The sequence below is a fragment of the Streptococcus anginosus genome (genome assembly GCF_900636475.1).
Taxonomy (GTDB): domain Bacteria; phylum Bacillota; class Bacilli; order Lactobacillales; family Streptococcaceae; genus Streptococcus; species Streptococcus anginosus.
This window is the reverse complement of the sequence record NZ_LR134283.1, coordinates 1,766,778-1,792,195: the sequence shown is the minus strand read 5'-3', so window position 1 is coordinate 1,792,195 and position 25,418 is coordinate 1,766,778. Positions and strand designations below refer to the sequence as shown.

Annotated in this window: 25 protein-coding genes; all 25 read right to left on the bottom strand. The window is 40.1% G+C overall.

Translation table 11 applies throughout. The features are described from left to right. Nucleotides 1-24: 24 nt before the first annotated feature. A complete protein-coding gene (rseP, locus tag EL079_RS08920) occupies nucleotides 25-1,296 on the bottom strand; it encodes an RIP metalloprotease RseP (RefSeq protein ID WP_003032287.1) in 1,272 nt (423 codons plus the stop codon). Nucleotides 1,297-1,732: 436 nt separating this feature from the next. Then, nucleotides 1,733-2,536: a phosphatidate cytidylyltransferase gene (locus EL079_RS08915; RefSeq protein ID WP_003032283.1), complete on the bottom strand. Its 804-nt coding sequence runs from the start codon at nucleotides 2,534-2,536 to the stop codon at nucleotides 1,733-1,735. Between the two features lie 8 nt (nucleotides 2,537-2,544). Continuing rightward, a complete protein-coding gene (locus EL079_RS08910; protein ID WP_003032297.1) occupies nucleotides 2,545-3,294 on the bottom strand; it encodes an isoprenyl transferase in 750 nt (249 codons plus the stop codon). 344 nt (nucleotides 3,295-3,638) lie between these two features. Then, nucleotides 3,639-3,977 (bottom strand): preprotein translocase subunit YajC, encoded by a 339-nt coding sequence (gene yajC, locus EL079_RS08905; protein ID WP_003026971.1) that lies wholly within the window; start codon nucleotides 3,975-3,977, stop codon nucleotides 3,639-3,641. A gap of 102 nt (nucleotides 3,978-4,079) precedes the next feature. Beyond that, nucleotides 4,080-4,568 (bottom strand): prolyl-tRNA synthetase associated domain-containing protein, encoded by a 489-nt coding sequence (locus EL079_RS08900; protein WP_003032284.1) that lies wholly within the window; start codon nucleotides 4,566-4,568, stop codon nucleotides 4,080-4,082. Nucleotides 4,569-4,663: 95 nt separating this feature from the next. Next, a complete protein-coding gene (tkt, locus tag EL079_RS08895) occupies nucleotides 4,664-6,640 on the bottom strand; it encodes a transketolase (protein WP_003032304.1) in 1,977 nt (658 codons plus the stop codon). 110 nt (nucleotides 6,641-6,750) lie between these two features. Then, complete coding sequence (gene ulaG / locus EL079_RS08890) at nucleotides 6,751-7,842, bottom strand: L-ascorbate 6-phosphate lactonase (protein ID WP_003032301.1); 1,092 nt, start codon at nucleotides 7,840-7,842, stop codon at nucleotides 6,751-6,753. 161 nt (nucleotides 7,843-8,003) lie between these two features. Further along, on the bottom strand, nucleotides 8,004-9,674 hold the full coding sequence (locus tag EL079_RS08885; protein WP_003032288.1) for a BglG family transcription antiterminator: 1,671 nt from the start codon (nucleotides 9,672-9,674) through the stop codon (nucleotides 8,004-8,006). Between the two features lie 196 nt (nucleotides 9,675-9,870). Beyond that, nucleotides 9,871-10,572 (bottom strand): L-ribulose-5-phosphate 4-epimerase, encoded by a 702-nt coding sequence (locus EL079_RS08880; protein ID WP_003032281.1) that lies wholly within the window; start codon nucleotides 10,570-10,572, stop codon nucleotides 9,871-9,873. Nucleotides 10,573-10,574: 2 nt separating this feature from the next. Then, the gene (locus EL079_RS08875) at nucleotides 10,575-11,435 is read right to left on the bottom strand and encodes an L-ribulose-5-phosphate 3-epimerase (protein WP_003032300.1); all 861 of its coding nucleotides are present in this window, start codon (nucleotides 11,433-11,435) and stop codon (nucleotides 10,575-10,577) included. A 3-nt stretch (nucleotides 11,436-11,438) separates the two neighbouring features. Then, nucleotides 11,439-12,104: a 3-keto-L-gulonate-6-phosphate decarboxylase UlaD gene (locus EL079_RS08870; protein WP_003032302.1), complete on the bottom strand. Its 666-nt coding sequence runs from the start codon at nucleotides 12,102-12,104 to the stop codon at nucleotides 11,439-11,441. Nucleotides 12,105-12,151: 47 nt separating this feature from the next. After that, a complete protein-coding gene (locus EL079_RS08865; RefSeq protein ID WP_003032306.1) occupies nucleotides 12,152-12,637 on the bottom strand; it encodes a PTS sugar transporter subunit IIA in 486 nt (161 codons plus the stop codon). Nucleotides 12,638-12,823: 186 nt separating this feature from the next. Beyond that, the gene (locus EL079_RS08860) at nucleotides 12,824-13,105 is read right to left on the bottom strand and encodes a PTS sugar transporter subunit IIB (protein ID WP_003032305.1); all 282 of its coding nucleotides are present in this window, start codon (nucleotides 13,103-13,105) and stop codon (nucleotides 12,824-12,826) included. A gap of 30 nt (nucleotides 13,106-13,135) precedes the next feature. Beyond that, complete coding sequence (locus tag EL079_RS08855; RefSeq protein ID WP_003032303.1) at nucleotides 13,136-14,593, bottom strand: PTS ascorbate transporter subunit IIC; 1,458 nt, start codon at nucleotides 14,591-14,593, stop codon at nucleotides 13,136-13,138. Between the two features lie 166 nt (nucleotides 14,594-14,759). Next, nucleotides 14,760-16,889, bottom strand: a complete 2,130-nt coding sequence (locus EL079_RS08850) for an ATP-dependent Clp protease ATP-binding subunit (RefSeq protein WP_003032285.1) — start codon at nucleotides 16,887-16,889, stop codon at nucleotides 14,760-14,762. 428 nt (nucleotides 16,890-17,317) lie between these two features. Further along, the gene (gene glmS / locus EL079_RS08845; RefSeq protein ID WP_022524764.1) at nucleotides 17,318-19,132 is read right to left on the bottom strand and encodes a glutamine--fructose-6-phosphate transaminase (isomerizing); all 1,815 of its coding nucleotides are present in this window, start codon (nucleotides 19,130-19,132) and stop codon (nucleotides 17,318-17,320) included. A 388-nt stretch (nucleotides 19,133-19,520) separates the two neighbouring features. Next, nucleotides 19,521-20,720 carry an acetate kinase gene (locus EL079_RS08840; RefSeq protein WP_003032291.1) on the bottom strand — a complete coding sequence of 400 codons (1,200 nt, stop codon included), beginning with the start codon at nucleotides 20,718-20,720 and terminating at the stop codon, nucleotides 19,521-19,523. A 46-nt stretch (nucleotides 20,721-20,766) separates the two neighbouring features. Beyond that, nucleotides 20,767-21,720, bottom strand: coding sequence for a class I SAM-dependent methyltransferase (locus EL079_RS08835; protein WP_003032282.1), 954 nt, complete (start codon nucleotides 21,718-21,720; stop codon nucleotides 20,767-20,769). An 84-nt stretch (nucleotides 21,721-21,804) separates the two neighbouring features. Beyond that, entirely contained in the window at nucleotides 21,805-22,131 is a 327-nt protein-coding gene (comGG, locus tag EL079_RS08830; RefSeq protein ID WP_018543596.1) for a competence type IV pilus minor pilin ComGG, read from the bottom strand. Further along, the gene (gene comGF / locus EL079_RS08825; RefSeq protein ID WP_003032293.1) at nucleotides 22,112-22,549 is read right to left on the bottom strand and encodes a competence type IV pilus minor pilin ComGF; all 438 of its coding nucleotides are present in this window, start codon (nucleotides 22,547-22,549) and stop codon (nucleotides 22,112-22,114) included. The genes comGG and comGF overlap by 20 nt, the downstream gene beginning before the upstream one ends. Further along, a complete protein-coding gene (gene comGE / locus EL079_RS08820; protein ID WP_003032294.1) occupies nucleotides 22,533-22,826 on the bottom strand; it encodes a competence type IV pilus minor pilin ComGE in 294 nt (97 codons plus the stop codon). Before comGE ends, comGF begins: the two co-directional genes overlap by 17 nt. Then, nucleotides 22,798-23,226, bottom strand: coding sequence for a competence type IV pilus minor pilin ComGD (comGD, locus tag EL079_RS08815; RefSeq protein WP_050791305.1), 429 nt, complete (start codon nucleotides 23,224-23,226; stop codon nucleotides 22,798-22,800). Before comGD ends, comGE begins: the two co-directional genes overlap by 29 nt. Continuing rightward, nucleotides 23,186-23,503 carry a competence type IV pilus major pilin ComGC gene (gene comGC, locus EL079_RS08810; protein ID WP_003026997.1) on the bottom strand — a complete coding sequence of 106 codons (318 nt, stop codon included), beginning with the start codon at nucleotides 23,501-23,503 and terminating at the stop codon, nucleotides 23,186-23,188. The genes comGD and comGC overlap by 41 nt, the downstream gene beginning before the upstream one ends. Further along, entirely contained in the window at nucleotides 23,500-24,522 is a 1,023-nt protein-coding gene (gene comGB / locus EL079_RS08805) for a competence type IV pilus assembly protein ComGB (protein ID WP_037582505.1), read from the bottom strand. The genes comGC and comGB overlap by 4 nt, the downstream gene beginning before the upstream one ends. Beyond that, nucleotides 24,464-25,405 (bottom strand): competence type IV pilus ATPase ComGA, encoded by a 942-nt coding sequence (gene comGA / locus EL079_RS08800; RefSeq protein ID WP_003032308.1) that lies wholly within the window; start codon nucleotides 25,403-25,405, stop codon nucleotides 24,464-24,466. The genes comGB and comGA overlap by 59 nt, the downstream gene beginning before the upstream one ends. Nucleotides 25,406-25,418: the final 13 nt, after the last annotated feature.

The following is a 25,418-nucleotide window of genomic DNA, read 5'->3' as shown; positions in this document are numbered from 1 at the left end:
TATTTATTATTTAGAATTCACCTTTTAAAAGAAGGTTCTCATAATATCATTCCAGGTCACTGCAATCAGCAACACCACCATAATGGCGACACCTGCTAAAGTAACATAGGTTTCTGTTTCCTGCTTTAATGGCTTGCGACGAATGGCTTCAAGAAGATTGAGCACAATCTTTCCACCGTCAAGCGCTGGGATAGGAATGAGATTAAAAATACCAATATTCAGAGAGAGCATAGCTAAGAGAGCGATAACACTTTCAATTCCACCTTTAGCAGCGTCACTACTAGCTTTGTAAATCGCCACAGGTCCGCCTAGTTTATTGATGTCTGGGTGGAAAATTAAATTTTTTAAAGCGTCAAAGATGCGGAAACTAGCGTTCCAAGCCATGCTAAACCCACCCGCGATCATAGACGGAAAATCTGATTTCAAGCCCGGCATCACTCCTAATAGATATCTTCCTTGCTCTTTTTTAGGCTTAACTGTCAGCTCTCGAACTTTATTTCCGCTTTTAACCGTCACATTTAGTTCTGATTGCCCTTTACTGTTTTTCGTCTCAGACTGAACAGCTTGGGTCAAATCCGACCAATTCTTAATTTCGGCTTGACCAACTTTTAAAATCTGGTCGTTATTTTTTACACCAGCTTGTGCCAAGGCACCGTCCTGTAAGACACGAATGTGATTTGTATTGGGATTGGCAACGCCACCCTGCATGAAAATCAACAACAGAAAAGCTACAATCCCCAAAATGAAATTGTTCATCGGTCCTGCAAAGTTGGTAATGAGGCGCCCGCCTAAACTAGCATTTTGATACTGCACATCAAGCGGAGCAATCCGAACCTCTGTGCCGTCTTCTTCTACGATTGTTGCATCATGGTCAACCGCATAGGTCTTTTGTTCTTCTAATACTAAACCAGTGATTTCCAGCTTGTTTTCTAAATCAAAGCCCGTCACATTCATCGGCAGAGCAGTTTGATCAATTTTCTTGCCCGAAAGGTTGATTCGGACGACCTTGCCTGCCTCATTTAAAGTCAAACTAGCAGGTGTTCCGGTTTTAATCTCGGTCGAATCTTCACCCCAACCAGCCATACGAACATAGCCACCCAGCGGTAACATCCGAATAGTATAGGCCGTGCCGTCTTTTCCGATATGAGCAAAAATTTTCGGGCCCATTCCAATAGCAAACTCCCGCACCAAAATGCCCGATTTTTTCGCAAAATAGAAATGTCCAAACTCATGAACAACTACAATAATTCCAAAAACAATGATAAAGGTGATAATTCCTATAATACCAGACTGCATTACACCAACCTTTCTACTTTCTGACATGATCATCTTACTGAATTGTACCCAGCAAATCAAGATTACTTCACTCGGCTTAAGATTTCCTTATAAAGTTCATTCACAAAGAAGCTGGAAGGAACGTTTCCCAGACTCTTACAATAATTATTTTTACAACAAAACGCAGTAATGAGAAACTCTGTTAACTTTAGTCAATTTAGAATTCCCATGCACAATTGATTAGGTCCTTTAGTGCCAATCACTGCTGAGTGGCAGTTCTAATCCCTTGCTACGCAAGGTATGACGACCAACCCCTAGTCAACTGCATAAAGTGAAATGACAAAATCAATTTCTTGCGAAATATTGATTCTTTACGTCATCTTCTCAGATTTCATTTTTCAGTGAGTGACTATAAAACAATCACGTTAGTCTGTCTCACTTCATTTTATCCTTCTCATTAGAACAATCCAAAGAAATGCATCAAGGGAAAGACAAACAGCATGCTGTCAAAACGATCTAACACACCACCATGTCCGGGTATAAATTTACCAGAATCTTTGACTCCAAAATGGCGCTTAATCGCACTTTCTACCAAGTCCCCAAACTGTCCTGCAATACTAAAGAATACTGTGAAAAGAAGCATGACAAACATATGATGAGGTGCGGCAACGTTTCTATCAAACAACATGAAAACAAATGTTACAAGGACTGCTGAAGCAATGCCCCCTAGACTGCCCTCAATAGTTTTATTTGGAGAAACATGAGGAGCCAAGCGACGTACGCCATATCTCCGTCCGACCAAGTAAGCTCCGCTATCCGTTGCCCAGACGATAAACAAGGCTAAGAGCACTTTGTCAAAACCAGCCACCCGTGCATCTAGCAAAGCATTGAAGCCAATCCCCACGTAAAAACTCGCAGCGATTGGATAAGCCGCATCTTCAAAACTGTAATTTTTCCCTAGAACAGTTGAGCCTAATAGAAGAAAAACAACTAAACTATAGGCTACAACATTTCCGTCTACCGGCAAAAATTTCAAATAGTTTTCGAGTGGAATCGTCAACACAAAAGCTGCCAACATGGCTAAAATACCTTCTAGCGTGGTACTTCTCAGCCCTTTCATTTGCAGCAATTCATGAACACCCAACATGGCTAGAAGCCCCATTCCAATTTGCAGAAGCGCCCCTCCTATCATCAAAACTGGAATGAAGATAGCAAGTGCCACTCCGCCAAAAATAACACGTCTTTGTAAATCCTTATCCATAAATTCTCCTACACACCACCAAAGCGACGATTTCGTTTACTATATTCTTCAATAGCTGCTTTCAAAGCTTTCTCATCAAAATCCGGCCATAAAATATCTGTAAAATACAGCTCACTATATGCACTTTGCCAAGGCAAAAAATTACTCAAACGCAATTCTCCGCTCGTCCGAATGACCAAATCCGGATCGCGCAATAATCGAGGTAGATTGCTGGTTTGTAGATAATTGGCAATCATCTCTTCATCAATCTCACCCGGACTGAACTTGGCATCTAACACATCTTGAGCAATCATTTTAACCGCCTGAACAATCTCAGCACGGCCACCATAATTCAAGGCAAAATTCAGAATCAAGCCTGTGTTGAGCCGCGTTAATTCTTCTGCCTTGCAAAGCGCATCATACGTTGCCTTAGGCAGCCGCTCCGTATCCCCAATCATTTGAATTTTTACGTTATTTCTATGCAACTCAGGCACATAACGGTCGTAAAATTCAACCGGCAAGTTCATGATAAAGCTGACTTCTTTTTCAGGACGCGACCAATTTTCTGTGGAGAAAGCGTAAACCGTCAATACTTGGACACCCAACTCTTTAGCTGCAATGGTAACGTTTTGCAAAGCTTCCATTCCAGACTTGTGTCCGAAAACGCGCGGCTGCATTCTCTTTTTAGCCCAACGACCATTCCCGTCCATAATAATACCGATATGTCTCGGTATTTGTAATGGAACTTCAATTTTTTCTTTTTTCTTAAAACTAAACATCTGCTTGTTTTCCTAATAAAGTTTTACATTTCATTATATCATAAATCCTCTAAAAATGGGATTTATGCTAAATTTCAGATAAAAAAGAAGCCGAAACATAGAAATTTTTGGCTCCAACTTCTTTTTCACATTATTTTACGATAAAAATTAAATACTTTATCTTTTTTAAATTCCTATTCTGCTAAGGGAATATTTGTTACTTAGTTAGCTTTGGCATCAAAATAGCTAATTGACAACGTCAAAGTAGTAAAAGAATTATTCTTATAAGTTGTAAAAGAAACCTTTCAAACAAAAATAAAAAGAACTGGAGAAACTCCAATCCCTTTTTCTAGCTTAAAACACTACTATTCTTCTTCAATAGCTGTATCTTCTGACATATCAACACTTCCGTCTGCACCAGCAACTGCTGTGATTCCCTCTGTGAGAGGTAATACGGTCTTGATAGCTGTTAATTCAAATGTCAAGTAAACACCGTCTACATCAAGAACAACTGTTTTCTTTTCAGTATCAACTTCATCAACCGTACCATACAAGCCACCAATTGTGATAACTTCATATCCTTTTTGTAGTTTGTTCAAGCTTTCCATCCGTTTGTCTGCTTGTTTCTTTTGAGAACGTTGCATGAAGAACATCAAGCCCATCATCACAACCAACATGATTAAAATTGAAAAACCGTTACCCATTTTAGTCTCCTTTAGATTTCATATATTATCTACTATAGCAGATTCCTAGAGAATTTACAAGGAGGGGCTGAAATTTCTAAAAGGATTCCTCCTTAAGTCTGACTAGCAGCGAATTCTTTTGACAGTATGCTCTGCTTTTTCCAAAAAACGTAAAAAGTCAGCATAAGCGATATTGAGCGTTGTTGTATTGACAAAAGGATGAAAACCCACGGTCAAGTTCGGATCAACCTCCTCGTCCACAATCAGCTGGACTTTCTTTTCCTTATCAAAAAGCAACCCAAAAGGTGTAACCGCACCTGGTTCTACCTGTAAAAGCTCCTCCAGCTCCTTATCATTGGCAAATGATAATCGTTTTTCATCAAGGATTTCTGCCAAATGCTTGATATCTGCCGTTTTTTCGTCCCGCAAAATGACCAAATAAAATTGACGCCCCTTTTTATTTTTCAAAAAGAGATTTTTGACCTGTTGCCCCGGTAGGACAATTCCCTTTTCAGCAGCCTCAATAACGGAAGAAATTGGTTCATGATCCAGACGATCATAAGAAATTTTCAATTCATTCAACAGCTGATAAATCATACTTTCCTTTGTCATCTTCACACCTCCAAGCTAAAATTTCCTATTTTCATTATAGCATTTCTAGTTAGAAAAACCGAAGCAAAGCAAGCCTCGGTTCTTCTTGATAGTTACTATTTCAAATTTTTCACAACTTCTACGACATGAGCAACGGTGAAGCCATATTCTTCCATTACCTTAGCAGCTGGGGCAGAAGCACCGAATTTGTCAATGCCGATAACAGCTCCGTCAAGTCCGACATATTTGTACCAAGACTGGGTTGCAGCCATTTCGATTGCAACACGGCGACGAACTGCATTTGGTAAAATTGCTTCTTTGTAAGCAGCGTCTTGTGCATCAAAGATGTCTGTTGACGGTACGCTGACAACGCGAACCTTTTCTCCTTGCGCTTCTAACTCTTTTGCAGCTGCAACAGCTAAGTTGACTTCAGAACCAGATGCTAGAAGGATTGTATCAAAACCATCTGTTGTCTCATACACAACATAGGCGCCTTTCGCTACCTTGTCAAAGTCTGTTCCAGCTTCAACAGTCAAGTTTTGACGCGTGAGAACAAGAGCTGTCGGGGTTGTTTTGCTCTTCAGCGCCAAGTACCAAGCGGCCTGCGTTTCACGCGCATCTGCTGGACGCAAAACATTGAGGTTTGGAATGGCACGAAGTCCTGCTAAATGCTCAATTGGCTCATGAGTTGGACCGTCTTCACCAACTGCGATTGAGTCATGTGTAAAGACATAGGTCACAGGCAAACCTTGCAGAGCTGACAAGCGAACAGCCGCTTTAACATAGTCTGAGAAGACAAAGAACGTACCGCCATAAACACGAAGTCCTCCGTGAAGTGCCATACCATTCAAAATAGTCCCCATAGCAAATTCACGCACACCGAATTGAATATTGCGGTTAAGACGGTGGGCATCATCTTGCAAACCATCTTCTTTGATGTAAGTCATATTAGAATGAGCGAGGTCAGCAGAGCCACCAAGGAAAGTTGGGAGAACTTTTGCGGCAGCATTCAAAGCATCTTGGCTAGAATTACGAGTAGCTTGTGAAAGACCTGTTTCTTTTACTGGGAAATCTTCTGGTTTGATCTCAACTGGATCTTTTCCAGCAATAATGGCAGCAACTTCATCAGCTAAGTCAGGATAGGCTTGTTTGTATTCTTCAACGAGTTTTTCCCAAGCATCATAGGCAGCTTTGCCGCGTTCTGCAACATTAACTCGATAATCTTCGTAGACTTCTTCTGGAATTTCAAATGGTGCGTAATCCCAAGAAAGAGCTTTGCGAGTAGCGGCTGCTTCTTCTGCACCAAGAGGAGCCCCATGAACAGCATTGGTTCCCTGTTTATTTGGCGAGCCATAGCCAATGACCGTTTTGACTTCAATCAAGGAAGGTTTGCCAGAAACTTTTGCGGCTTCAATCGCTGCATTGATCGCTTCTAAGTCTGTTCCGTCTTTAACCAAAGCTGTGTGCCAACCGTAAGCATTGTAACGGTCACGAACACTTTCTGTAAAGGAATCCTTCGTTTCTCCGTCCAAATTGATATCGTTTGAATCATAAAGAACGATGAGCTTATCTAGCTTTTGCAGTCCAGCATAAGAAGCCGCTTCAGCAGACACACCTTCCATTAAGTCCCCGTCACCACAGATGACATAGGTATAGTGGTCAAAGATATTATAGCCTTCACGGTTGTACTTAGCAGCTAGGAAACGTTCTGCTTGCGCAAAACCAGTTGCCATCGAAATTCCTTGACCAAGGGGTCCAGTTGTCGCATCTACACCAGCCGTGTGTCCAAATTCTGGATGTCCAGGCGTTTTAGAACCCCATTGACGGAAGTGCTTGATTTCGTCCATAGTGACATCTTGAAAACCAGACAAGTGAAGAAGTGCATAGAGCAGCATAGAGCCGTGGCCTGCTGATAAAACAAAACGATCGCGATTGACCCAATTTGGTACTTCTGGATTCACACGCATTTGCTTGGTAAATAAGTCATAAGCCATCGGTGCTGCGCCCATGACAACACCTGGATGCCCAGATTTTGATTTTTCAATAGCATCAATTCCCAAAAAACGAATGGCATTGACAGATAAATTTGACATTGAATTCTCCTTTTATAATACTACCTTTTCAGTAGCAATTATTCTACACTATCATTATATGAAAATTATCCGCATATCGCAATGTATACGGATAATTCCCACTTAATTTTTTATAGTAAAGCCTTAAATTGAATGTTTGAATCATGCTCAAAGCAATCATCAAAGCCACGTGGGTGATGATATTCAATCCTGTCTTTGTCTTGCGGATAGGTATATTTACCACCGACTTCCCAGATGAATGGATGGAATTGATATTGGAGGCGCTCTTTACGCATCTTCCACAAGGCTAAAATCTCGTCCGTTGAAGCCATGAAGTTAGACCAAATATCATAATGAACTGGAATAATAACTTTGGCACGAAGGTTTTCAGCCATACGAAGCAAATCAATCGAAGTCATCTTATCTTGAATACCGATTGGGTTATCACCATAGTTATTAATAGCCACATCAATCTTAAAATCTTTTCCGTGTTTGGCAAAATAATTTGAGAAGTGCGAATCTGCACCATGATAAATTGTACCACCTGGCGTTTCAAAGATGTAATTGACTGCTTTACGCGCCATTTCTTCATCTGTTACAGGCAGACCTTTCAGTTCACCATCTTGAGCATCAGCACCATCAACTGGAAGTGTTACCAAGCAAGTTCGGTCGAAAGATTCCACAGCTGATACTTTAATATCTTTAAACTCAAAACTTTCGCCGGGTTTAATCACGATGATACGTTCTTCTGGGACACCCCATTTTTTCCAGATTTCGCCACATTCATAAGGTCCGACAAATTTAACATGATTCAATTTCGGATTGTTGACAATCGCTGCTGCAGTATTGATATCAATATGGTCACTGTGAAAATGCGATACCAGATAATAGTCCAACTCATTAATCATAAATGGATCAATCACCATTGGCTGCACGCGCAGATTTGGCTGCAATTTACGTACGCCTGCCATATTTGCCATTTGATGTCCCCGCACCATATCTTTGACCTTTTTAGTTGATTTTCCGCGGTTAGACCAAAGATCCATGACCACATTAGCTCCGCCTGGTGTCTTAATCCAAACACCACAATTCCCTAACCACCACATAGCAAAGTTACCTTCAGGCACGACTTCCTCTTCAATTTCTTCATTGAGCCAAGTGCCCCATTCTGGGAAAGTGGATAAAATCCAAGATTCTCTTGTAATTTCTTTTACATTTGGCATGATTGTTCCTCCTCAAGATAATGTTATATTTCTATCTTTAGTATAAGCTACTCTAAGAGAGAAAAAAAGACCAAATAAAGCACAAGGCTGTGTTCAAGATTGGACTATTTTTAGTACTTAAAAAAGCCGGGAATTCTATCCCTAGCTAGTCATCCATTCTTTCAGTCTTCTGTTGAAGTTGATAATAATTCTTCGTTTACAAGCTTTTGAATTTTATTTTTCAACTCTTGTGTACGAGTTGAATCCTTGAGGTATTGTGACAAAAGTCGTTCTAAATCTTGACTAAATCGCACGCCTTTAGTAGAAAGAGCTTGATCTTTCACAAAAGAAGTAATATTCAATACATCCTCGTAGTCCAAAATAGGCTGAACCTGTATCGTTGGCAAAGTAGTTTCCAACCCGTCATTTGTCGTAATCAATAAGTCCACATCTAAAATGTCTTCAACACTTTTGAATTGCTCTGTCGTAAAAACAGCGCCTAAATTTTCATTTGGCAAATGATATAAGCACTGCTTGAGCAGCAATTTCTGCACAGCGACTCCCTCGTCACAAACTAAATAAATTCGTTTAGCATCTCGTTTTTCAGCATGATTATGCTTTAAAAATCCACCCATGTGAAGAGCAAGATAAGCCACCTCATCATCGGTTAGTGAAATAAGCCACGCTTCCTCCAAAATCACAGCGCAAGACTTGGTGACCGCAAACAACTCTGCATATTTTTCCTTGATTTGAGCAGTTAATGGATTTTTGGATACAATTCCGTAGGTTTTACGGAACAGCAGAGCCTTGCAGTGCGTCAATAAATTCCGCAACAAATCTTCTTTATTTTCAATTTCAAAGTGCGAACTAACTTCAAAACGCCAGATAAACTCATCAATCGCTTCTTTTAATTGGACAAAATCTTGACTGGTTGCATGAATATCCCTGTCCTTCCGATAAGAAAGCAAAAGAACGGCTAAGAGAGAAATCTCAATGTCATTTAATTGCAAGCCAAATGTTGCCTGTAAATTACTATTCAAATTCTTGGCTGCTTGGTATTCTATCCGCTTGCGAATCAAGGTAAACTCACGCTTCAAGTCTTCCTGTTCTTCCTCATTTAAAGCCATATTGCGGCAGCTCAACAGCAGATATGGTAAAACTTGCAGCATGAATTTGATTTCATGTCGATTGATTTTCTTGCCCAAATCCTGCTCCACATCTTGCACTCTTTGATTGAGAAAATCCTGTAAATCATCGGACAAAAGTAAATCTTCTCCGATAAATGCTTTTATCTTTTCTGTCAAAATCATCACAAAACTATGATTTCCCTCTACAAAAATGTGATACAAGAGAGAATGAACATATTGGATTTTATTGAGCGGATGACACTTTAAAAAATATCCTTGCGCTTTCGTGGAAGTGAGATTGACTTGATACTGCTCCGAAGCCAACTGATTGCGGATTTCATTCAAATCGTTGAGAACCGTATTGCGGGATACTTCTGTCAATTCCATTAGTTTTTCAATGGTCACACGTTCCTTAGCAATACAGATATAAAGCACAGTCAGCTGCATACGCTCGGTCATGCTCATGACATAGCTATAAGGGTCAACACCTTCCAATAACGCTTGGCAAAGTTCTTTTTGATACGCGGTTAAGACAATCCCTACTCTCGGACGGCTACTAATGACTTCGCCGACATCCGCTAAAGCATCGTTGATTTTTTCTAAATGATAATAGATTTTCCTCCGCGATTGATTGGTTGCCCGTGAAATGGTCATAATCGTTTCTGGCTCTTCCAACTCAATGAGGTATTTTAGTAAGTTACAACTTGTTTGATCCAATAATATCATCATTTACTCCTTGAAAGGGATTGCAAACCATTATAACATCTTTTCACACATCATTCACATGAAATCGAAAGAATTTATTCGTTATTTTGGTCATTTTTAGCGCTTTTTCATAGCAAAATGAGAAAAGCAAGGCGAGGAACCGGCATCATGACTGCTCTCAATCATGGTAGTCGTCCTCCTCCTTGATTTTTCATAATTATTTTTTCTGTCCGTAGTAAGCATTCTTTCCGTGTTTTCGCAGGTAATGCTTGTCTTTGAGATCTTGCGGCACTTCTGCCACTTCTGGATTGATAGCTTCTGTGTAGCGTGCCATACGAGCGGATTCTTCCAGAACAACTGCATTATAAACAGCAGACTTTTCGTCCTTGCCCCAAGCAAATGGTCCGTGGTTGCGGACGGTTACACCTGCTACTGCGAGCGGATCTAAGCCACGCTTGTCAAATTCTTCAATAATGACTTTCCCAGTTTCTTTTTCGTACTCGCCATTGATTTCCTCTGGTGTCAAGGCACGAGCGCATGGAATTGAACCGTAGAAAGTATCAGCGTGCGTGGTGCCATAACAAGGAATATCACGCCCTGCTTGCGCCCAAGCCACTCCTTCTGTCGAGTGCGTATGAACAATGCCACCCACTTCTGGAAATGCTTTGTACAGTTCCACATGCGTCGGCAAATCTGACGACGGATTCAGGTCTCCTTCGACAATATTACCGTCCAAATCAGTCACAACCATATTTTCTGGAGATAATTTTTCATACGCCACACCAGAAGGTTTAATGGCAATCAAGCCTTTCTCGCGGTCAATCGCCGAAACATTTCCCCAAGTAAATTTCACCAAACCATGCTCTGGAAGCTCCATATTGGCTTTATAGACACGTTCTCGTAATTCTGGTACTAACATTCTCATAACCCTGCTTTCTCAATGAGTGGATAAAGGAAATCCTGCGCTTCTTTGATAGCTGCTTTGGTTTCTTCCACCGTTTCACAATTTTCAGACCACATTTCAATCAAAAACGGTCCTTGGTAGTTGGTTTTTTTCAAAACGGCAAACATTTCTTCCCAGTTGACACAACCTTTGCCAAAAGGTACATCTCGAAATTGCCCTTTAGAATGCTCCGTCACGGCATAGGTATCTTTTAAGTGCAGCGCAGCAATTGCCTGATGACCAAGGTAAAATTCACTCCAGAGGTCATTATGCCAAGCAGAAACATTACCTGTATCTGGATAGACAAAGAGATAAGGCGAATTGATTTCTTTTGCCACAGCCAGATATTTTTCAATGCTGTTGATAAATGGGTCATCCATAATTTCAATCGCCAGCATGACCTGCGCCTGCTCAGCCCAATCACATGCTCGTCGCAGATTTTTTAAGAAACGAACGCGTGTTTCAGGTGATTTTTCTTCATAATAAACATCATAGCCGGCTAATTGAATGACCCGCACGCCTAAATCCTGTGCTAATTCGATACATTGTTTCATCGTTTCAAGCGATTTGGCTTCTAGTTCAGGATTGTTTGAGCCTAATGGATAACGCCGATGACCGCTAAAGCATATGCTGGGAATCCGCACACCAGTATTATAGATGGCTTTGACAAGCTCTAGACGTTCTTTTTTGGACCAAGTGAGACGTGCCAGCCGAGCATCTGACTCATCAACCGACATTTCCACAAAATCAAAGCCCATTTCTTTGGCAAATTCTAACCGTTCTTGCCAAGAAAAATGCTTCGGTGTCGCCTTTTCATAAATTCCAATTGGACGTGCCATAGCTTACCCCCAGATTCGCTTGATTTCGTCTTTGAAAGCACGCGCTGCTGCTGCTGGATTTTCAGCTTCTGTTATACCGCGTCCAGCAATAAAGGTAAAAACATCCACTCCTTCAAAGAGTTTGAGTGTATCCACATTCAAACCACCTGTCACAGACACACGGAAGCCCATTTCGATCAATTTCTTAACTTTATTGAGATCTTTTTCACCCCAAGTTTCGCCGGCAAGAAGGGCATCGCGTGATTGGTGATAAATGGCTTGCGAGATACCAGCATCCAACCAGGTCTGAGCTTGCTCATAAGTCCAATCACCGTAGAGCTCAATCTGAATTTCACCGCGTTCACCGCGTTCTTCTTGTATAGCTTTCAGGGCTGCTTTCATGGTTGGAATCGTCGCACAACAAATGCAAGTCATCCAATCCGCACCGCGTACGGCATTATTTTTAGCAACTGTCCCACCAGCGTCAGCACATTTAGTATCAGCTACGATGATTTTATCAGGAAATAAACTACGCAGCACTTCTACCAACTCACTGCCGACTTGCAAGAGGCAAACTGTTCCTGCTTCAATAACATCTACTTCATGACCTACCGAGACAGCTGCTTTAATAGCTCCTTGCAAATCGGAATGATCCAGTGCAACTTGTAAATTTGGAATATGTTTTGACATCATTTTCTCACTTTCTATTTTCTAATATATTGAAACACAACCATTTACTAACTATCTAAATCCAATCCTTCTAAATAAGGACTATTTTTTGACTCATCAATCAAAGCTAGAACTTCTGCTTCTGTTTGACAAGCTAACAAACGATCAATAGAATTTTCCAATTCAAAAAGAGCAATGATTTGTGGAATTGCAACACTCGTATGAATTTTTGAACTCGTTGCTGCAAGAGCTAACAAAACACTCACGCCTTTTCCGTCTGAGAAAGTTACAGGCTCCTTCAACGTCACCAAAGAGAAAGCATCTCTTTGAACACCAGCTTCTGGTCGTGCATGCGGCATAGCCATACCGGGCATCAAAATATAGTAAGGACCATATCCTTCTGTGGATTCGATGATAGCATCATAATATTCAGGCTTAACAGCTCCACTTTCAATCAAAGGGTCAACAGCAAGTTTGACCGCTTCTTGCCAAGTTGAAGCAGAAAGACCTAAACGAATAGAGTTGTTTTCAATCAATGCTTGCTTTAGGTTCATCATGTTTCCTTTCATCAGTTATAAGAATAAGAAAAAGTCCTTTTCTAAAGAAACTACCGCTTCCTATCCGTTCTAACATTTTCGTCCAAGTTCTATTCTTGTTAAGTGAATGAGGCTAGAGCGTTTGCTCTAAGCCCCTCATCCTTTCCTATTGTATCAATCTTATGACAAGGTCAGTCGTCCTCATCACTCTAGTACCTGAGACAATTTTTCAGTAATTTCTTTGTCATCCATCAGATTATCCAGACCAATCAATTTACCATTTGTCCGTCCGTCTAATTCATGAATCAAATGAAGAGAAGCAATGACAATATCATAACCAGAAGCAAGGCTTTTTGCTTCTCCAACACTGCAAGAATTGACGGTAAAATCTGTTTGTCCTAATTTTCGCAGAGCATTTTCTACTTTCATCTTAATCACCATAGATGAGCCCATGCCATTTCCGCACGCTGTTAATACCTTAACCATATTATTTTCCTCCAATATTTAAATCTATTTTTATTCTTCTGCTTGAACATCACCACGATAGTAGGCTTCCTTGTCTTTTGCTTTGGCAAATTGTAGTTGCGGAATAATCAGCAAGAATACACAAACAAGAATGTAACCTACAATGCCAAGATATTTGAAAAGATAACCAAAACCAAGCCAAGGGAATTCAAAGTCAATATTTCCATGGTAACCACCGTAAGAAGCCAGACCGAGAAGTGCCACACAGAGAGCGCCAAGCGCTACTTGCAATACACCTGAAATAAAGGACAGGATAGCCGCCGCTTTCCAGCCACCACGCTTATCCGCATAAACTGCAATCGCTGCATTATCAAAGAATACTGGAACGAAACCAGTGATAATGAGAATTGGATTCTTAAAGATAATTAAGAGCATAATGGTAATCAATTGACCAATTAAGCCAAAAGCAAATCCTGAAAGCACCGCATTTGGTGAACCAAAACCATAAGAAGCTGCAACGTCCACAGCTGGGAATGAACCAGGAAGCAATTTGTTAGAGATACCTTGGAAGGCATTCGTCAATTCTGCTACAAACATCCGCACTCCTTGCATCAAGACAAAGAGATAAACTGAGAAAGTAAAGGCTGTTTGAATGATATACATGTAAAAATCTTGCTTAGCAGGGTTGTAAACTGTACCTGATGTAATGACTTTTGCATTGGACATGATATCCGGACCCAAAATTAAGAGAATAGCTCCAAAGAAAACCAACATCAACGTCGCCGAAGCAACCACTGTATCATGGAAAATAGACAAGAATTTTGGCAACTTCAAATTGTCAAGATTTTCTTCTTTCTTGCCAAATTTGCCTGCAACTTTATCCACAAACCAAATCGCAAATTGTTGTTGGTGACCAATCGCAAAACCACCGCCACCAGTTAAACGTTGTGTTGCTTCTACTGTCATATTAGAGCTGACTGCCCAGTAAAGTCCACAGATGACACCGATTGCCAGCACGCCCCAGCTATTACGCAATTGAGGAACAAGGAGAAGAACCATCAATGAAACGGTCGCTGCTTGTTGAACCATGATATGACCTGTAATGAACAGCGTCCGTACTTTCGTAATTTTCCGAAGAGCAACGAGCAGGATGTTGACACCAAAACCAATCAAGAGTGCTGTTGTTGCTGCTCCGACAAAGTTTGGAAATTCTTCTGCAATCTTTGTATTTGCCGCTGTCAATCCAAAGTAAGGGTCAATTACCGCTGCACCAATCTTAAACTTAAAGTTCAGAGCCGCTAAAATCGGACGGAAAGTTGTTACCAAACCTCCAGCCCCAACGTTCAACAGCATATAACCAACTGTCGCTTTGATGAAACCAGCATAGACATCATGCGCTGGTTTTTTCAATAACGCATAGCCAATGAGAACCAAAAGACCTACAAAGAAGGCTGGATTCTGCAAAATATTTTGCGAGAACCAGTTCAGAATGTTTAAAATGATGTTCATTTTAACTCTCCTTTTTTCTATTTTATTTGTTCTTTCTAAGTCTATTATAAAAGATGTAAGCGGTAACAAAAAGACCAAGAATTACACAAGCAACTGTTCACTCTTGGACCTGAAAATTAAGCACACTTAAAAACGCCGGAAATCCGCTCCGGCGTTACTCTTCTGTTTATTTTTTAGTTTGATGCTCTTTCGCTTCTTCGATAACTAATTCATCATCTTTCAAATCTGCAAGAAGATGTTTCGCATCTAAATGATCCAAATGGAAGTCGGTTACTTTATCACGAATTTGTTGCTCAATCACACGACGAAGCGGACGAACACCCATGACTTCATCATACCCCTCTTCTGCTAGATAATGTTTGACTGCATCTGTTACTGTTAACGTGATGTCTTTCTTGGCAAGTGTTTGGTTGACTTCATCCAACATCAAGTCGACGATTTCAGCTAAATCCTCTTTACCAAGATGAGAGAATTCAATGACTGCATTGAAGCGATTCAAGAATTCTGGGCGGAAGTATGGTTTCAATCTATCCATAATTTTCATATCCTTTTCCTCATCACCAGTAAAGCTTTCATACCCAAATCCAGCATTTGATGTAGCAATAATAACCGTATTCTTAAAGTTGACAGTATTTCCTTGTCCATCTGTCAGACGTCCATCATCTAAAACTTGCAGTAACAGCGTGATGACTTGCGGATCGGCTTTTTCAATTTCGTCCAGCAAGATGATAGAGTAAGGATTCCGACGAACACGTTCTGTCAAGGTATTGCTATTGTCATCATAGCCGACATAACCAGCTGTTGTACCAATCAACTTCGACACAGCCGTGCGGTCAGAGTATTCAGACATGTCCAAACGGATAATGGCTTCTTTAGTACCAAACATATCAAGCGCTAATTGCTTCGCTAGCTCTGTTTTTCCAACACCAGTTGGGCCGACAAAGAGGAAGCTACCAATCGGACGATTTCCTTCATCAAAACCTGCACGATTCCGACGAATAGCGCGCGCCACTGCTTCAACTGCTTCGTTTTGTCCAATGACTTTTGTCTTCAATCGCGCATTCATCTCTTTCAACCGTTCAATATCACTAGTCCCCATTTGGGAAACAGGAATACCCGTCATACGTTCTACAGATTCGGCTACATCATTGACAGTTGCAGTCACTTTCATGTCTTCCGTATGATTTTCAATCTTTTTTTCTAGCTCTTCAATACGCATCTTGGCATTCAAAGCAGTTTCAAAGTCTTCTTTTTCAACCGCAGCTTCTTGCTTTTTCTTTTGCTCTGCAATTTCACGTTCCACTGTATGCACATCTGTAACAGGATGTTGAGCTGCTAAATGAGCCGCTGTCACATCCACTAGGTCAATCGCTTTATCTGGCAAGCTGCGTTGCGGAATATACTGAATCGAATAGTCCACGGCCGCTTTTAACACTTCATCTGGCAAGATAACATTGTGGTGTTTTTCGTACAAATCACGAATTCCTTGCAAAATCTTATAAGTATCTTCTGCAGACGGAGCATTTACCTTTACTTCATTGAAACGACGAGCCAAAGCTGCATTTTTCAAAATGGTATTGCGGTATTCATCCTGTGTCGTTGCACCAATCACCGTTAAATCCCCGCGAGAAAGAGCCGGTTTCAAAATATCCGCCAAACCTTTAGAGCCACTGTCTCCACCTGTACTTCCGGCACCGAGGATTTGATGAATTTCATCAAAAAAGAGAATAACATTACCCGCTTCTTTCACTTCAGACACCAAATTTTGAATGTTTTCCTCAAAGCTACCACGATACTGTGTACCTGCTTCCAAGCCCGAAATATCTACAGAAATAATTTCCTTATTTTTAATAGCAGCTGGGACATCGCCATTGACAATCGCTTGTGCCAAACCTTCAACAACTGCGGTCTTACCAACCCCAGCATCTCCGACTAGCACTGGATTATTCTTCGTCCGACGAGAAAGGATTTCAGCTGTTTCTTGAATTTCCTTATTGCGTCCAATAACAGGATCTAGCATATCTTGGCGCGCTTCTTCTGTCAAATTGCGACCTAATTTTGCTAAAATGCCGCCTTGTTTTGGAGCACCTGCTTGCCCTTGCATTTGCGGGTTTTGACCCTCTACCGCTTGTTTCGGCAGTTTTCCCGTTGCTCGGTATTGTGCAAATTCTTCTGGTGTTACTTCACGTCCATTGATGAGATAACGTCGATTTTCACTATTAAAACCGCCCATTCTTCCCATCAATTGGTTGAAAAGATCATCCATGTTATCAAAGTTGTTGTAGTTGTTGTTCATATCTGTACCTCACTTGTTATTTTACATAATTTTTGCAACTGCTTAAAATATAAGACAAAGTGAGCAACTCTATCTGTTGGATTTATATAAAAGGCAGTTAATATTTTACATAATTTTAATCCTCTCCCAAAATAGAGATGAAATCCTTTTAACTGAACACAGCTAAGAATTTCATCTTGTTTGGATGAGTGTAACGGATTTTATTCCTTTCCGTTTACAGATGTAATTATATACTATAAAAATAAAAAAGTCAATAGATTTTTAGAAAAAATTTACATAATTTTTGCGTTTTTCTTTTTTAAAATTGCTTTAATATTAGTCTTTCTAGTTTAAATTTTTATATTTTACATAATTTTTAAAAATCATACTTCCATTTTATGTCAATGCTACAAAAAATCACCAAGTACTTTACTCGATGATTCTTCTTTTTATTCTACTGTAACAGATTTAGCAAGGTTTCGTGGTTTATCTACGTCAAGTCCACGATACAAAGTTGCAAAATAAGCAATCAACTGTGTTGGCACGACCATAGAAATTGGTGATAAATATGGATGAACAGACATTAAAACAATATCGTCTCCTTCTTTTGCTACATTTTCTTCTACAACGGTCAAAACATTTGCACCACGCGCCACCACTTCTGATACATTCCCACGAGTATGACTGGCCAATTGCTCATCGGACGAAATTAAGGCGATTACTGGCGTACCGTCTTCAATCAAGGAAATCGTTCCATGTTTTAACTCTCCCGCAGCAAATCCTTCACACTGAATATAGGAAATTTCTTTTAATTTCAAGCTGGCTTCCATAGCAACATAATAGTCTTGCCCTCGACCAATATAGAAAGCATTGCGTGTTGTAGCGAGCAGATCACGCACTTTTTCGTCAATACTGTCTTTTTCAGATAGCGTAGCCTCAATGGCTTGCGCCACAATGGATAATTCATGCACTAAATCAAACTGCTTCGCTTTTTCATTGCCATTGGCATCTCCAACTGCTTTCGCAAGGAATGCTAGAGTCGCAATTTGTGCTGTGTAAGCTTTTGTAGAAGCAACTGCAATCTCTGGTCCTGCATGAAGCAACATCGTGTGAGTCGCTTCACGAGACAAAGTTGAACCCGGTACATTGGTCACCGTCAAACTTGGAATCCCCATAGCATTGGCTTTGACCAAAACCTGACGGCTATCGGCTGTTTCGCCAGATTGGCTAATCAAGATAAACATTGGTTTCTTGCTAAGCAATGGCCATCTGTAGCCCCATTCAGAAGAAATGCCTAGTTCAACTGGTGTATCTGTCAATTCTTCTAGCATGCGCTTGGTCGCAAAACCAGCATGGTAAGATGTCCCAGCCGCAAGAATATACAAACGGTCCGCTTCTTGAACAGCTTTGATAATGGCTGGATCTACTGAAACTTGATCATTTTCATCGGTGTAAGCTTGAATGAGTTTGCGCATCACAGTTGGCTGCTCATCAATTTCCTTCAACATGTAGTAAGGATAAGTGCCTTTACCAATGTCTGACAAATCAAGCTCTGCTGTGTAGCTTTCACGTTCAATAGGATTACCATCATAATCTTGCACGTGAACACTATCTTTTGTCACAATAACCAATTCTTTGTCGTGAATTTCCATAAATTCACTTGTTTCACGGATCATTGCCATAGCATCCGAGCAGACCATATTGTAGCCTTCTCCTAAGCCAACCAAAAGAGGGGATTTATTTTTGGCAACATAAACTGTATCTGCATCTTCAGCATCCATCAAAGCAAAGGCATAAGAGCCTTCAATAATATGAAGAGCTTTTTTGAATGCTTCAAGAACTGATAAATTCTCTTCCTCAACGAATTTTCCAATCAAGTGAACCGCAATTTCTGTATCCGTTTGACCTTTCAAATCATGTCCAGCAAGATAAGTGTTCTTGATGTCTAGGTAATTTTCAATCACACCATTATGCACCAAAACAAAGCGTCCCGTTTGAGAAGTATGCGGATGCGCATTGCTTTCGCTTGGTTTTCCATGCGTTGCCCAACGTGTATGGCCAATACCAGCAGTTCCAGCCACGTCAATCCCGATTTTTGCACGAAGATCAGCTATGCGACCAACTGATTTCACCAAACTAGATGTTTTCCCATTGGTCACAAAAATCCCAGCCGAATCATAACCCCGGTATTCTAATTTTTCTAGACCTTGCATTAAAATATCTGTTGCATTTCGATTTCCAACAACTCCAACGATTCCACACATACTATTATTTATAGCAAACAACTTTCAGAAGTCTGCTATCTCCTCCTTCGTTTCATAAATTGGTATAGTCTAATCATAGCTATCCAAAACAAGCGAAATCAGTATATAATTTTATTGTGAATTTGTCAACAATGAAATTGGTATAGTTCAAATAAAAGGTGTGAAAAAACTCAATAGACTTTGAAAGAATTTATTTCTCCACTAGAAAGGTTGGTTTGGACATCTTTATTCACATATTATATTTCAGGGACATTAGGCGATCACTTCAACAATCTTTTTTCAAACTAAAAATGAAAGAGAGTGAGACAGACAACCATGATTGCTGCGCACTCATGGTTGTCTGTCTCAGCTTCTCTTCTTAAATATTATGACTTGTAAATTCCAAGTTTTATTTTTGGTTTTTGAATCGCTCAACATCACGTGCAATAACTAATTCTTCATCTGTAGGAATGACAAGCACTTTCACCTTAGCAGCATCACTTGAGATGATCCCTTCAGCTCCACGTACATTTTTTTCCGGTAAAATATCGCAACCAAACCAAGATAGACCTGAAATAACAGCTTCGCGCACCTCATCAGAATTTTCTCCAATGCCAGCTGTGAAAATAATCGCATCCGCACCATTTAAAACAGCAAAATATTGACCGATATGTTTTTGAATGCGATCAACAAAAATGTCAAAAGCCAGTTTACAATTATGATTGCCTTCATGCATTCCTGCAATAATGTCGCGCATATCACTTGATGTTTCAGATACTCCTAGAAGCCCAGACTGTTTGTTTAAAATATAATTGATGTCTTCTGGTGTATTAAAATCTTCTGTATGCTCTATCAAATAAGGAATGATAGCCGGGTCAATATCCCCTGTGCGAGTTCCCATCATCACGCCACCTAGCGGAGTAAAGCCCATTGAAGTATCTACAGAAATTCCTTTATCAACCGCTGTAATAGAAGCGCCATTCCCAATATGACAAGTAATTAGCTTCAACTCTTCAAGTGGCTTACCAAGCGTTTTGGCGGCTTCCTTGGCAACATACTGATGACTTGTACCATGAGCGCCATATTTGCGAACCTTGTTCTCCGTATAGTACTTAGTCGGTAATGGATAACGATAGGCTTTTTCTGGCATTGTTGTATGGAAAGACGTATCAAACACAACGACACTTGTAATGTCTGGCAACAATTCTTTAAAGGCACGAATTCCTGCTGCATTTGCTTTGTTATGAAGTGGTGCAAGAAGCGCTAATTCTTCTACTTTTTGAATCACTTCTTCGCTATCAACAAGTGCAGATTCTTTAAAGTATTCACCACCTGCAACGACACGATGTCCAACACCTGTGATTTCTTCATAGGATTTGATAATACCAAAGCGCATCAAGTCATCTAACAAAATTTTTACAGCTTGCGTATGATCATCAATATCTAAAATTTGCTTTTCTGCACGACTATCAAATTTTACTGTTGAAATGGAGTCCTTGAGACCAATCCGTTCAATCAGCCCTTTGGCAATAACCTTTTCAGCTGGCATTTCGTATAATTGCCATTTTAGACTTGAACTTCCAGCATTGATTGAAATTGTTTTTGACATAAATTACCTCTTTTAAGCGTTTTCATTTATTATATCAAAAACTTGTTTAAATTTCACTTTCTCTGCTCCAATTTTGAAACTTTTCGCTAAATTCCAATAAATCGTCCTGATCTCGCAAATCAGACAAAGCATAAACAAACAGTTGAACAGCTTGTTCTTCTTGCTTTTGCAGCACAAAAATTGTCTTGGCATAAGCGGCATTTCCAAAAAGTGCTTCTGGCAATGCAATCATCGCAACTATCTGGGCATGCTTTTGCAGCCAAGTTTTCAGCAAATCACTTTGCGAACTAGTCAATAAATCATTTGGTGCAAGGAAAATAGCATAACCGCCTGATTTGAGATACTTGAGCGATTGTTCCATTAACAAATGATGAGCATAAGTATGCTCCTGTCTACTAGCCACTTCATAGCGCGTCGCAATGTTATCATCAGGATAAAAGCCAACTGGTAAATCACTGATAATCACATCGCTTTCTTTCAATACTTGCGGACGCACTGCATCACCTTGCACAAAACTAACTTTTGCATCCATCACATCTGCGATACTGGCTGATATATCAATTAGCAGATCGTCCAATTCCAGTCCTAGATAATCCACATTTTTTTGTGTATTATTGAGAATCGTCTCAGCTAAATTCCCCATTCCGCTACCAATTTCCAAAATATCAATGTGTTCTTTTTTACTCAATTGGTCAATGAGAAAAGTTAAGATAAACCCGATAGAATCTGGAGTAAATTGATGATTGGCTTGCAAAGGCTCTGTTTGAGCTGCTTTCATCAGCAAAAATTGGTAGGCTCGGCGCCATTCCTCTTTACTTAATTTCAACGCTTTCAGTTTTTCATTATTCTGCCGAACACTATCTAGTTCAATATCCCCGTCCAGATAGCTGCCATTTTGCTCTATCAAAGCATCATAAAAGCTCGTTAAAAGATCATTTTGGATTTCTTGGACATTTTCTAACAAGAGCATATAGGTCTGTTCAATTTTTTCAAAATTCATAGCATCCTCCGCTCCCTATCATACCAAAATTCAGCTCTTTTTGCGAGCGAATCCTCAGTTACTTACATACAGTTCTATTCTCGCTTATTTGTCTAGTTTGTCATTGTTTTGGCTGGTCTTCTCAAGCGGAAAAGAAAATTGATAACGGCGACCAGTCTTCATTGTTACGGTCAGGATGAGCTCTTTCTCACTCTTTTGGTCTTGGACATGCCCTTTATCAAATTCTCTTTGCTTAGAATTTTTATTTGCTAGAAGAGCCATTGTATAAGCCTGTGTTCCTTCTTTGTTCAAAGCAAAATTCCTGTGATTAGCAGTTTGCCGATGAAGGTAAAATTGCAAAAGCAAGCTAAAGACAGCTGTTATAAAAAGGGCATAGAGCATAATACCTGCTTTAACTCTTTGTTTCCACACAATAGACGAACTCCCTTTCCAATCCTCGCTTAAACGTCATTCTGATATGAATCAGCTCATTTTTCTGTGAGATTTCTGCTTTTTCCACATCATAAACCATCGGCTGGTAACCTTTCCCATTCGCATTAGTTTTTCTGAAATCCTGTCCACTTGACTTTCCAAATGCAATCACCTTGCCGTCCTGTTTCATATATAAACGATTATTCTCCACCTTTTCAAATGAAGAACGAGCCAACTCTGCTTCTAGTTGATCTGCAAACAAAAGCCATTCTCGTTGTTCACTGTGTTGACGAGCTTGGACTTCAGAAGCTAGAAGGCGCGTCATAGATTGAAACAGCAACACACTTCCACTAATGACAAAGAGGGCAACCAGAGCCTCTAAAAGGGTAAAAGCTTTCACTTTATTTGCCTTGAACATCAAGAATTAGTTCCCTTCCATGATAAATCTGAATACCTTGTTGACTTGTTTCAACACGCACTTTAATACCATTCATTGTCAGATGACTTTGCTTTGTTTGCAAAGCCATTTTAGCTACCCTTAAAACTTCTTCTTCTCTAAGCAAGTCATTTTCTGCTTTTCGAGACTGGTGAATTTGTCCCAACAACAGGGTCACAATTGTCGCAAAAACAGCCAAAGCCAGCAGCGCCTCTAATAAAATCGTTCCTCTAACGCGTTGTTTTCTTAAATTTCCCATTTCCTAGATATAATTGATACGTAACTGTCTGCTTTTTCGTCTGAAAGACAATCTTTCCGAGCGATGAATTACCACCTGCCTTATCAAAATGAAGCGTCAAATCTTCTGGAGCTTGAATTGAGCGAGGAACTGCCAAATAGTTGTAACCATTGGAAATCCTCTCGCGAGAAAAATTCATGTCCAGCTGACTTTGAGCTGAGCTACTCAACTTCTGACTTTCCCGATAAAAATGCTCAAACTCCAGAAAGAAAATCTGCTCTTCCACCTGTTCAAAAGAAGAACGAACAGAGCCCGACACCGCAAGCAATAAGAAACTCGTTATAAATAATGTCAGCAAACTTTCCAAAAGCGTAAATCCCTTAATCTGCAACAGAACGAGCTTCTTTTGTATGTTTCGCATAGTAAGCCTTATAAGATGCTGCCTGCTTGTCTGTAATCGTGCCTTCGTTGATTAATTTTGAGAGTGTCGCTTTTTCATTGGTGTGATTAACCTCAAACAGCTCTGCCTGGCTTTCCACAACTTTTACCACCGCTGCATTTCCTTTTTCCGTCACCGCTTCTTTTTGCTTGGTCAAATTCGGCACGAACAAGAGCATCAAAACACTGATAATAAGAAGCACGACTAACATTTCTACTAAAGTAAAACCTTTAACTTTCAAACTTTTTAATTTTTTCATAATTGAACCTCCATATTTTGATAAATTGGCAGCAACATGGCTGCATATAACAATACAATCATCAAGGCCACAAAGACAAACACTAGTGGCTGAATAACATTCATCGCTTGATGAACACGTTTAAAAAATGTCTCCCATGTTTTTTGGGCATAAACTTCTAATTCACGTCCCAATTTGGATTTCACTTCACCGTATTCAATTATCAAGCCTAATTCCTTTTTAAAAAATGGATAATATTTCACTACTTGTGAAAATTCCTGACCATTTTGCAGCGCAACTTCTAAATCTTTTCCAATTTCTTGAAACATAGCAGAGCGTTGCCCTTGCATCATCTGAAAAATCTGACTGAGTTCTAAACCTTGACCAATCATATTTCCCCATTCTCTCGCATAATAAGCTGTCAAATAGATTTGAATAAAAGTTCCACAAAAAGGAAGTCGAGCTAACAAATGAAATGCTGCTATTTTGGAGCTTTTCTGAAACCAATAAAAACCTATCACGAACAAAACAAAGACTACCCCTAATGAACCCAGAAAAAGTTGCGGCAAATTACTGATAATCTGCGTTGCTACATTTTGACGATCGAGTTGCGGGAGTAAATAATTACGTAATCCCAGCATAATGAATATCAAAAAAACAAACAAAATAAAGGGATAAGTCGCCACTTCAACCAACTTTTTCTTAATTTTTGAGACATTTTCCAAGTATTCCTCAATCTTACTCAGACTGAGTGAGAGATTTCCGTGTAATTCTGCCAGCGAAAGTTGTGTTACCACATTATCTGAAAAACCTAAACTAGCCATAATGTCCGAAAAAGGCTTTCCTGTTGACAAACCCTCTTTCATCCTGTCCACATAGACTTCTTCTAACAAGGCACTTCGCTTCAAAAAGTCGATAATTTCTGCCAAATGAAAGCCACTAGAAAAAAGATTATTCAGCAACTCTACGACCTTTTTCTGCCTAACTGTGGATAATTTTTTCCGCTTCTGCCTGCTCAAGATTGATATGTCCTGCTGCATGAAGCTGATCAATCTGCCTATTCCAATCGATTGGCTCGTGTTCTTGATACTTCTCACTGACAAAATCCACTATTCCTCCTTTCGCAATTAAGCGTTGGTAACAAATCCCTTGTAAGACAACTTTCAGCTCGGCTTCTGTCACTCCCAACTCCAGCAACCGTTCATAGACACCTCGTACGCTTTTAGCATGAATAGTTGAAAAAACAGTCACTCCCGTTAAGCTAGCTCGAACAACTGCCCGTGCTGTCTCCGCATCACGAATCTCTCCGATAATCAATAAATCTGGTCGATGCCGAAGAGAAAGTTTAATCAAACTTTCATAAGTTAAACCAATCGCTTCGTTCAGCTGCAGCTGTAACATCCCTGCTTGTTTGATTTCAACCGGATCTTCAATTGACATGATTTGCTGATTGGCAAAACGCTCTTGAGCCAACTGGTGCATGAGAGTAGTTTTACCACTTCCTACCGGTCCTGAAAAAAGGTAAAGCCCTCGCTGTTTGAAACGTTCTTTCAACTCCGGAATTTGAGCAAACCAAAACTTCAGCTCTGCTTCTTCATCATGCAATAGACGAATCACCAGGCTTTCATATCCACGGTAATCCCCTACTGTTGACAACCGTAGCGACGTTTTCCTGTCACTATATTGATAATCACAAGAGCCCAGCTGACTGCGACGTTTTTCTCCCACATTCATCCCAGCAGTAAACTTGAAATGACTGATTACAGCAGCTAGCTCTTCAAATTCATAATTGCGTATAAAACGGCGTTCATCTCCAATTCGCATATACAACTCGTAAACATTTTCCTTCGGAACAAAATAAATGTCCTGTGCTCGTTCTTCCTTAGCCTGACAAATAATAGCCTGTGCAATGTTTTGAACCATATCTCCTCCTCAC

Bases quoted from the DNA above. Each gene is read 5' to 3' on its own strand.
- rseP (WP_003032287.1), bottom strand. From the start codon at position 1,296: ATGCAGTCTGGTATTATAGGAATTATCACCTTTATCATTGTTTTTGGA.
- EL079_RS08915 (WP_003032283.1), bottom strand. From the start codon at position 2,536: ATGGATAAGGATTTACAAAGACGTGTTATTTTTGGCGGAGTGGCACTT.
- EL079_RS08910 (WP_003032297.1), bottom strand. From the start codon at position 3,294: ATGTTTAGTTTTAAGAAAAAAGAAAAAATTGAAGTTCCATTACAAATA.
- yajC (WP_003026971.1), bottom strand. From the start codon at position 3,977: ATGGGTAACGGTTTTTCAATTTTAATCATGTTGGTTGTGATGATGGGC.
- EL079_RS08900 (WP_003032284.1), bottom strand. From the start codon at position 4,568: ATGACAAAGGAAAGTATGATTTATCAGCTGTTGAATGAATTGAAAATT.
- tkt (WP_003032304.1), bottom strand. From the start codon at position 6,640: ATGTCAAATTTATCTGTCAATGCCATTCGTTTTTTGGGAATTGATGCT.
- ulaG (WP_003032301.1), bottom strand. From the start codon at position 7,842: ATGCCAAATGTAAAAGAAATTACAAGAGAATCTTGGATTTTATCCACT.
- EL079_RS08885 (WP_003032288.1), bottom strand. From the start codon at position 9,674: ATGATATTATTGGATCAAACAAGTTGTAACTTACTAAAATACCTCATT.
- EL079_RS08880 (WP_003032281.1), bottom strand. From the start codon at position 10,572: ATGTTAGTACCAGAATTACGAGAACGTGTCTATAAAGCCAATATGGAG.
- EL079_RS08875 (WP_003032300.1), bottom strand. From the start codon at position 11,435: ATGGCACGTCCAATTGGAATTTATGAAAAGGCGACACCGAAGCATTTT.
- EL079_RS08870 (WP_003032302.1), bottom strand. From the start codon at position 12,104: ATGTCAAAACATATTCCAAATTTACAAGTTGCACTGGATCATTCCGAT.
- EL079_RS08865 (WP_003032306.1), bottom strand. From the start codon at position 12,637: ATGAACCTAAAGCAAGCATTGATTGAAAACAACTCTATTCGTTTAGGT.
- EL079_RS08860 (WP_003032305.1), bottom strand. From the start codon at position 13,105: ATGGTTAAGGTATTAACAGCGTGCGGAAATGGCATGGGCTCATCTATG.
- EL079_RS08855 (WP_003032303.1), bottom strand. From the start codon at position 14,593: ATGAACATCATTTTAAACATTCTGAACTGGTTCTCGCAAAATATTTTG.
- EL079_RS08850 (WP_003032285.1), bottom strand. From the start codon at position 16,889: ATGAACAACAACTACAACAACTTTGATAACATGGATGATCTTTTCAAC.
- glmS (WP_022524764.1), bottom strand. From the start codon at position 19,132: ATGTGTGGAATCGTTGGAGTTGTTGGAAATCGAAATGCAACAGATATT.
- EL079_RS08840 (WP_003032291.1), bottom strand. From the start codon at position 20,720: ATGTCAAAAACAATTTCAATCAATGCTGGAAGTTCAAGTCTAAAATGG.
- EL079_RS08835 (WP_003032282.1), bottom strand. From the start codon at position 21,720: ATGAATTTTGAAAAAATTGAACAGACCTATATGCTCTTGTTAGAAAAT.
- comGF (WP_003032293.1), bottom strand. From the start codon at position 22,549: ATGTTCAAGGCAAATAAAGTGAAAGCTTTTACCCTTTTAGAGGCTCTG.
- comGE (WP_003032294.1), bottom strand. From the start codon at position 22,826: ATGGGAAATTTAAGAAAACAACGCGTTAGAGGAACGATTTTATTAGAG.
- comGD (WP_050791305.1), bottom strand. From the start codon at position 23,226: ATGCGAAACATACAAAAGAAGCTCGTTCTGTTGCAGATTAAGGGATTT.
- comGC (WP_003026997.1), bottom strand. From the start codon at position 23,503: ATGAAAAAATTAAAAAGTTTGAAAGTTAAAGGTTTTACTTTAGTAGAA.
- comGB (WP_037582505.1), bottom strand. From the start codon at position 24,522: ATGCAGCAGGACATATCAATCTTGAGCAGGCAGAAGCGGAAAAAATTA.
- comGA (WP_003032308.1), bottom strand. From the start codon at position 25,405: ATGGTTCAAAACATTGCACAGGCTATTATTTGTCAGGCTAAGGAAGAA.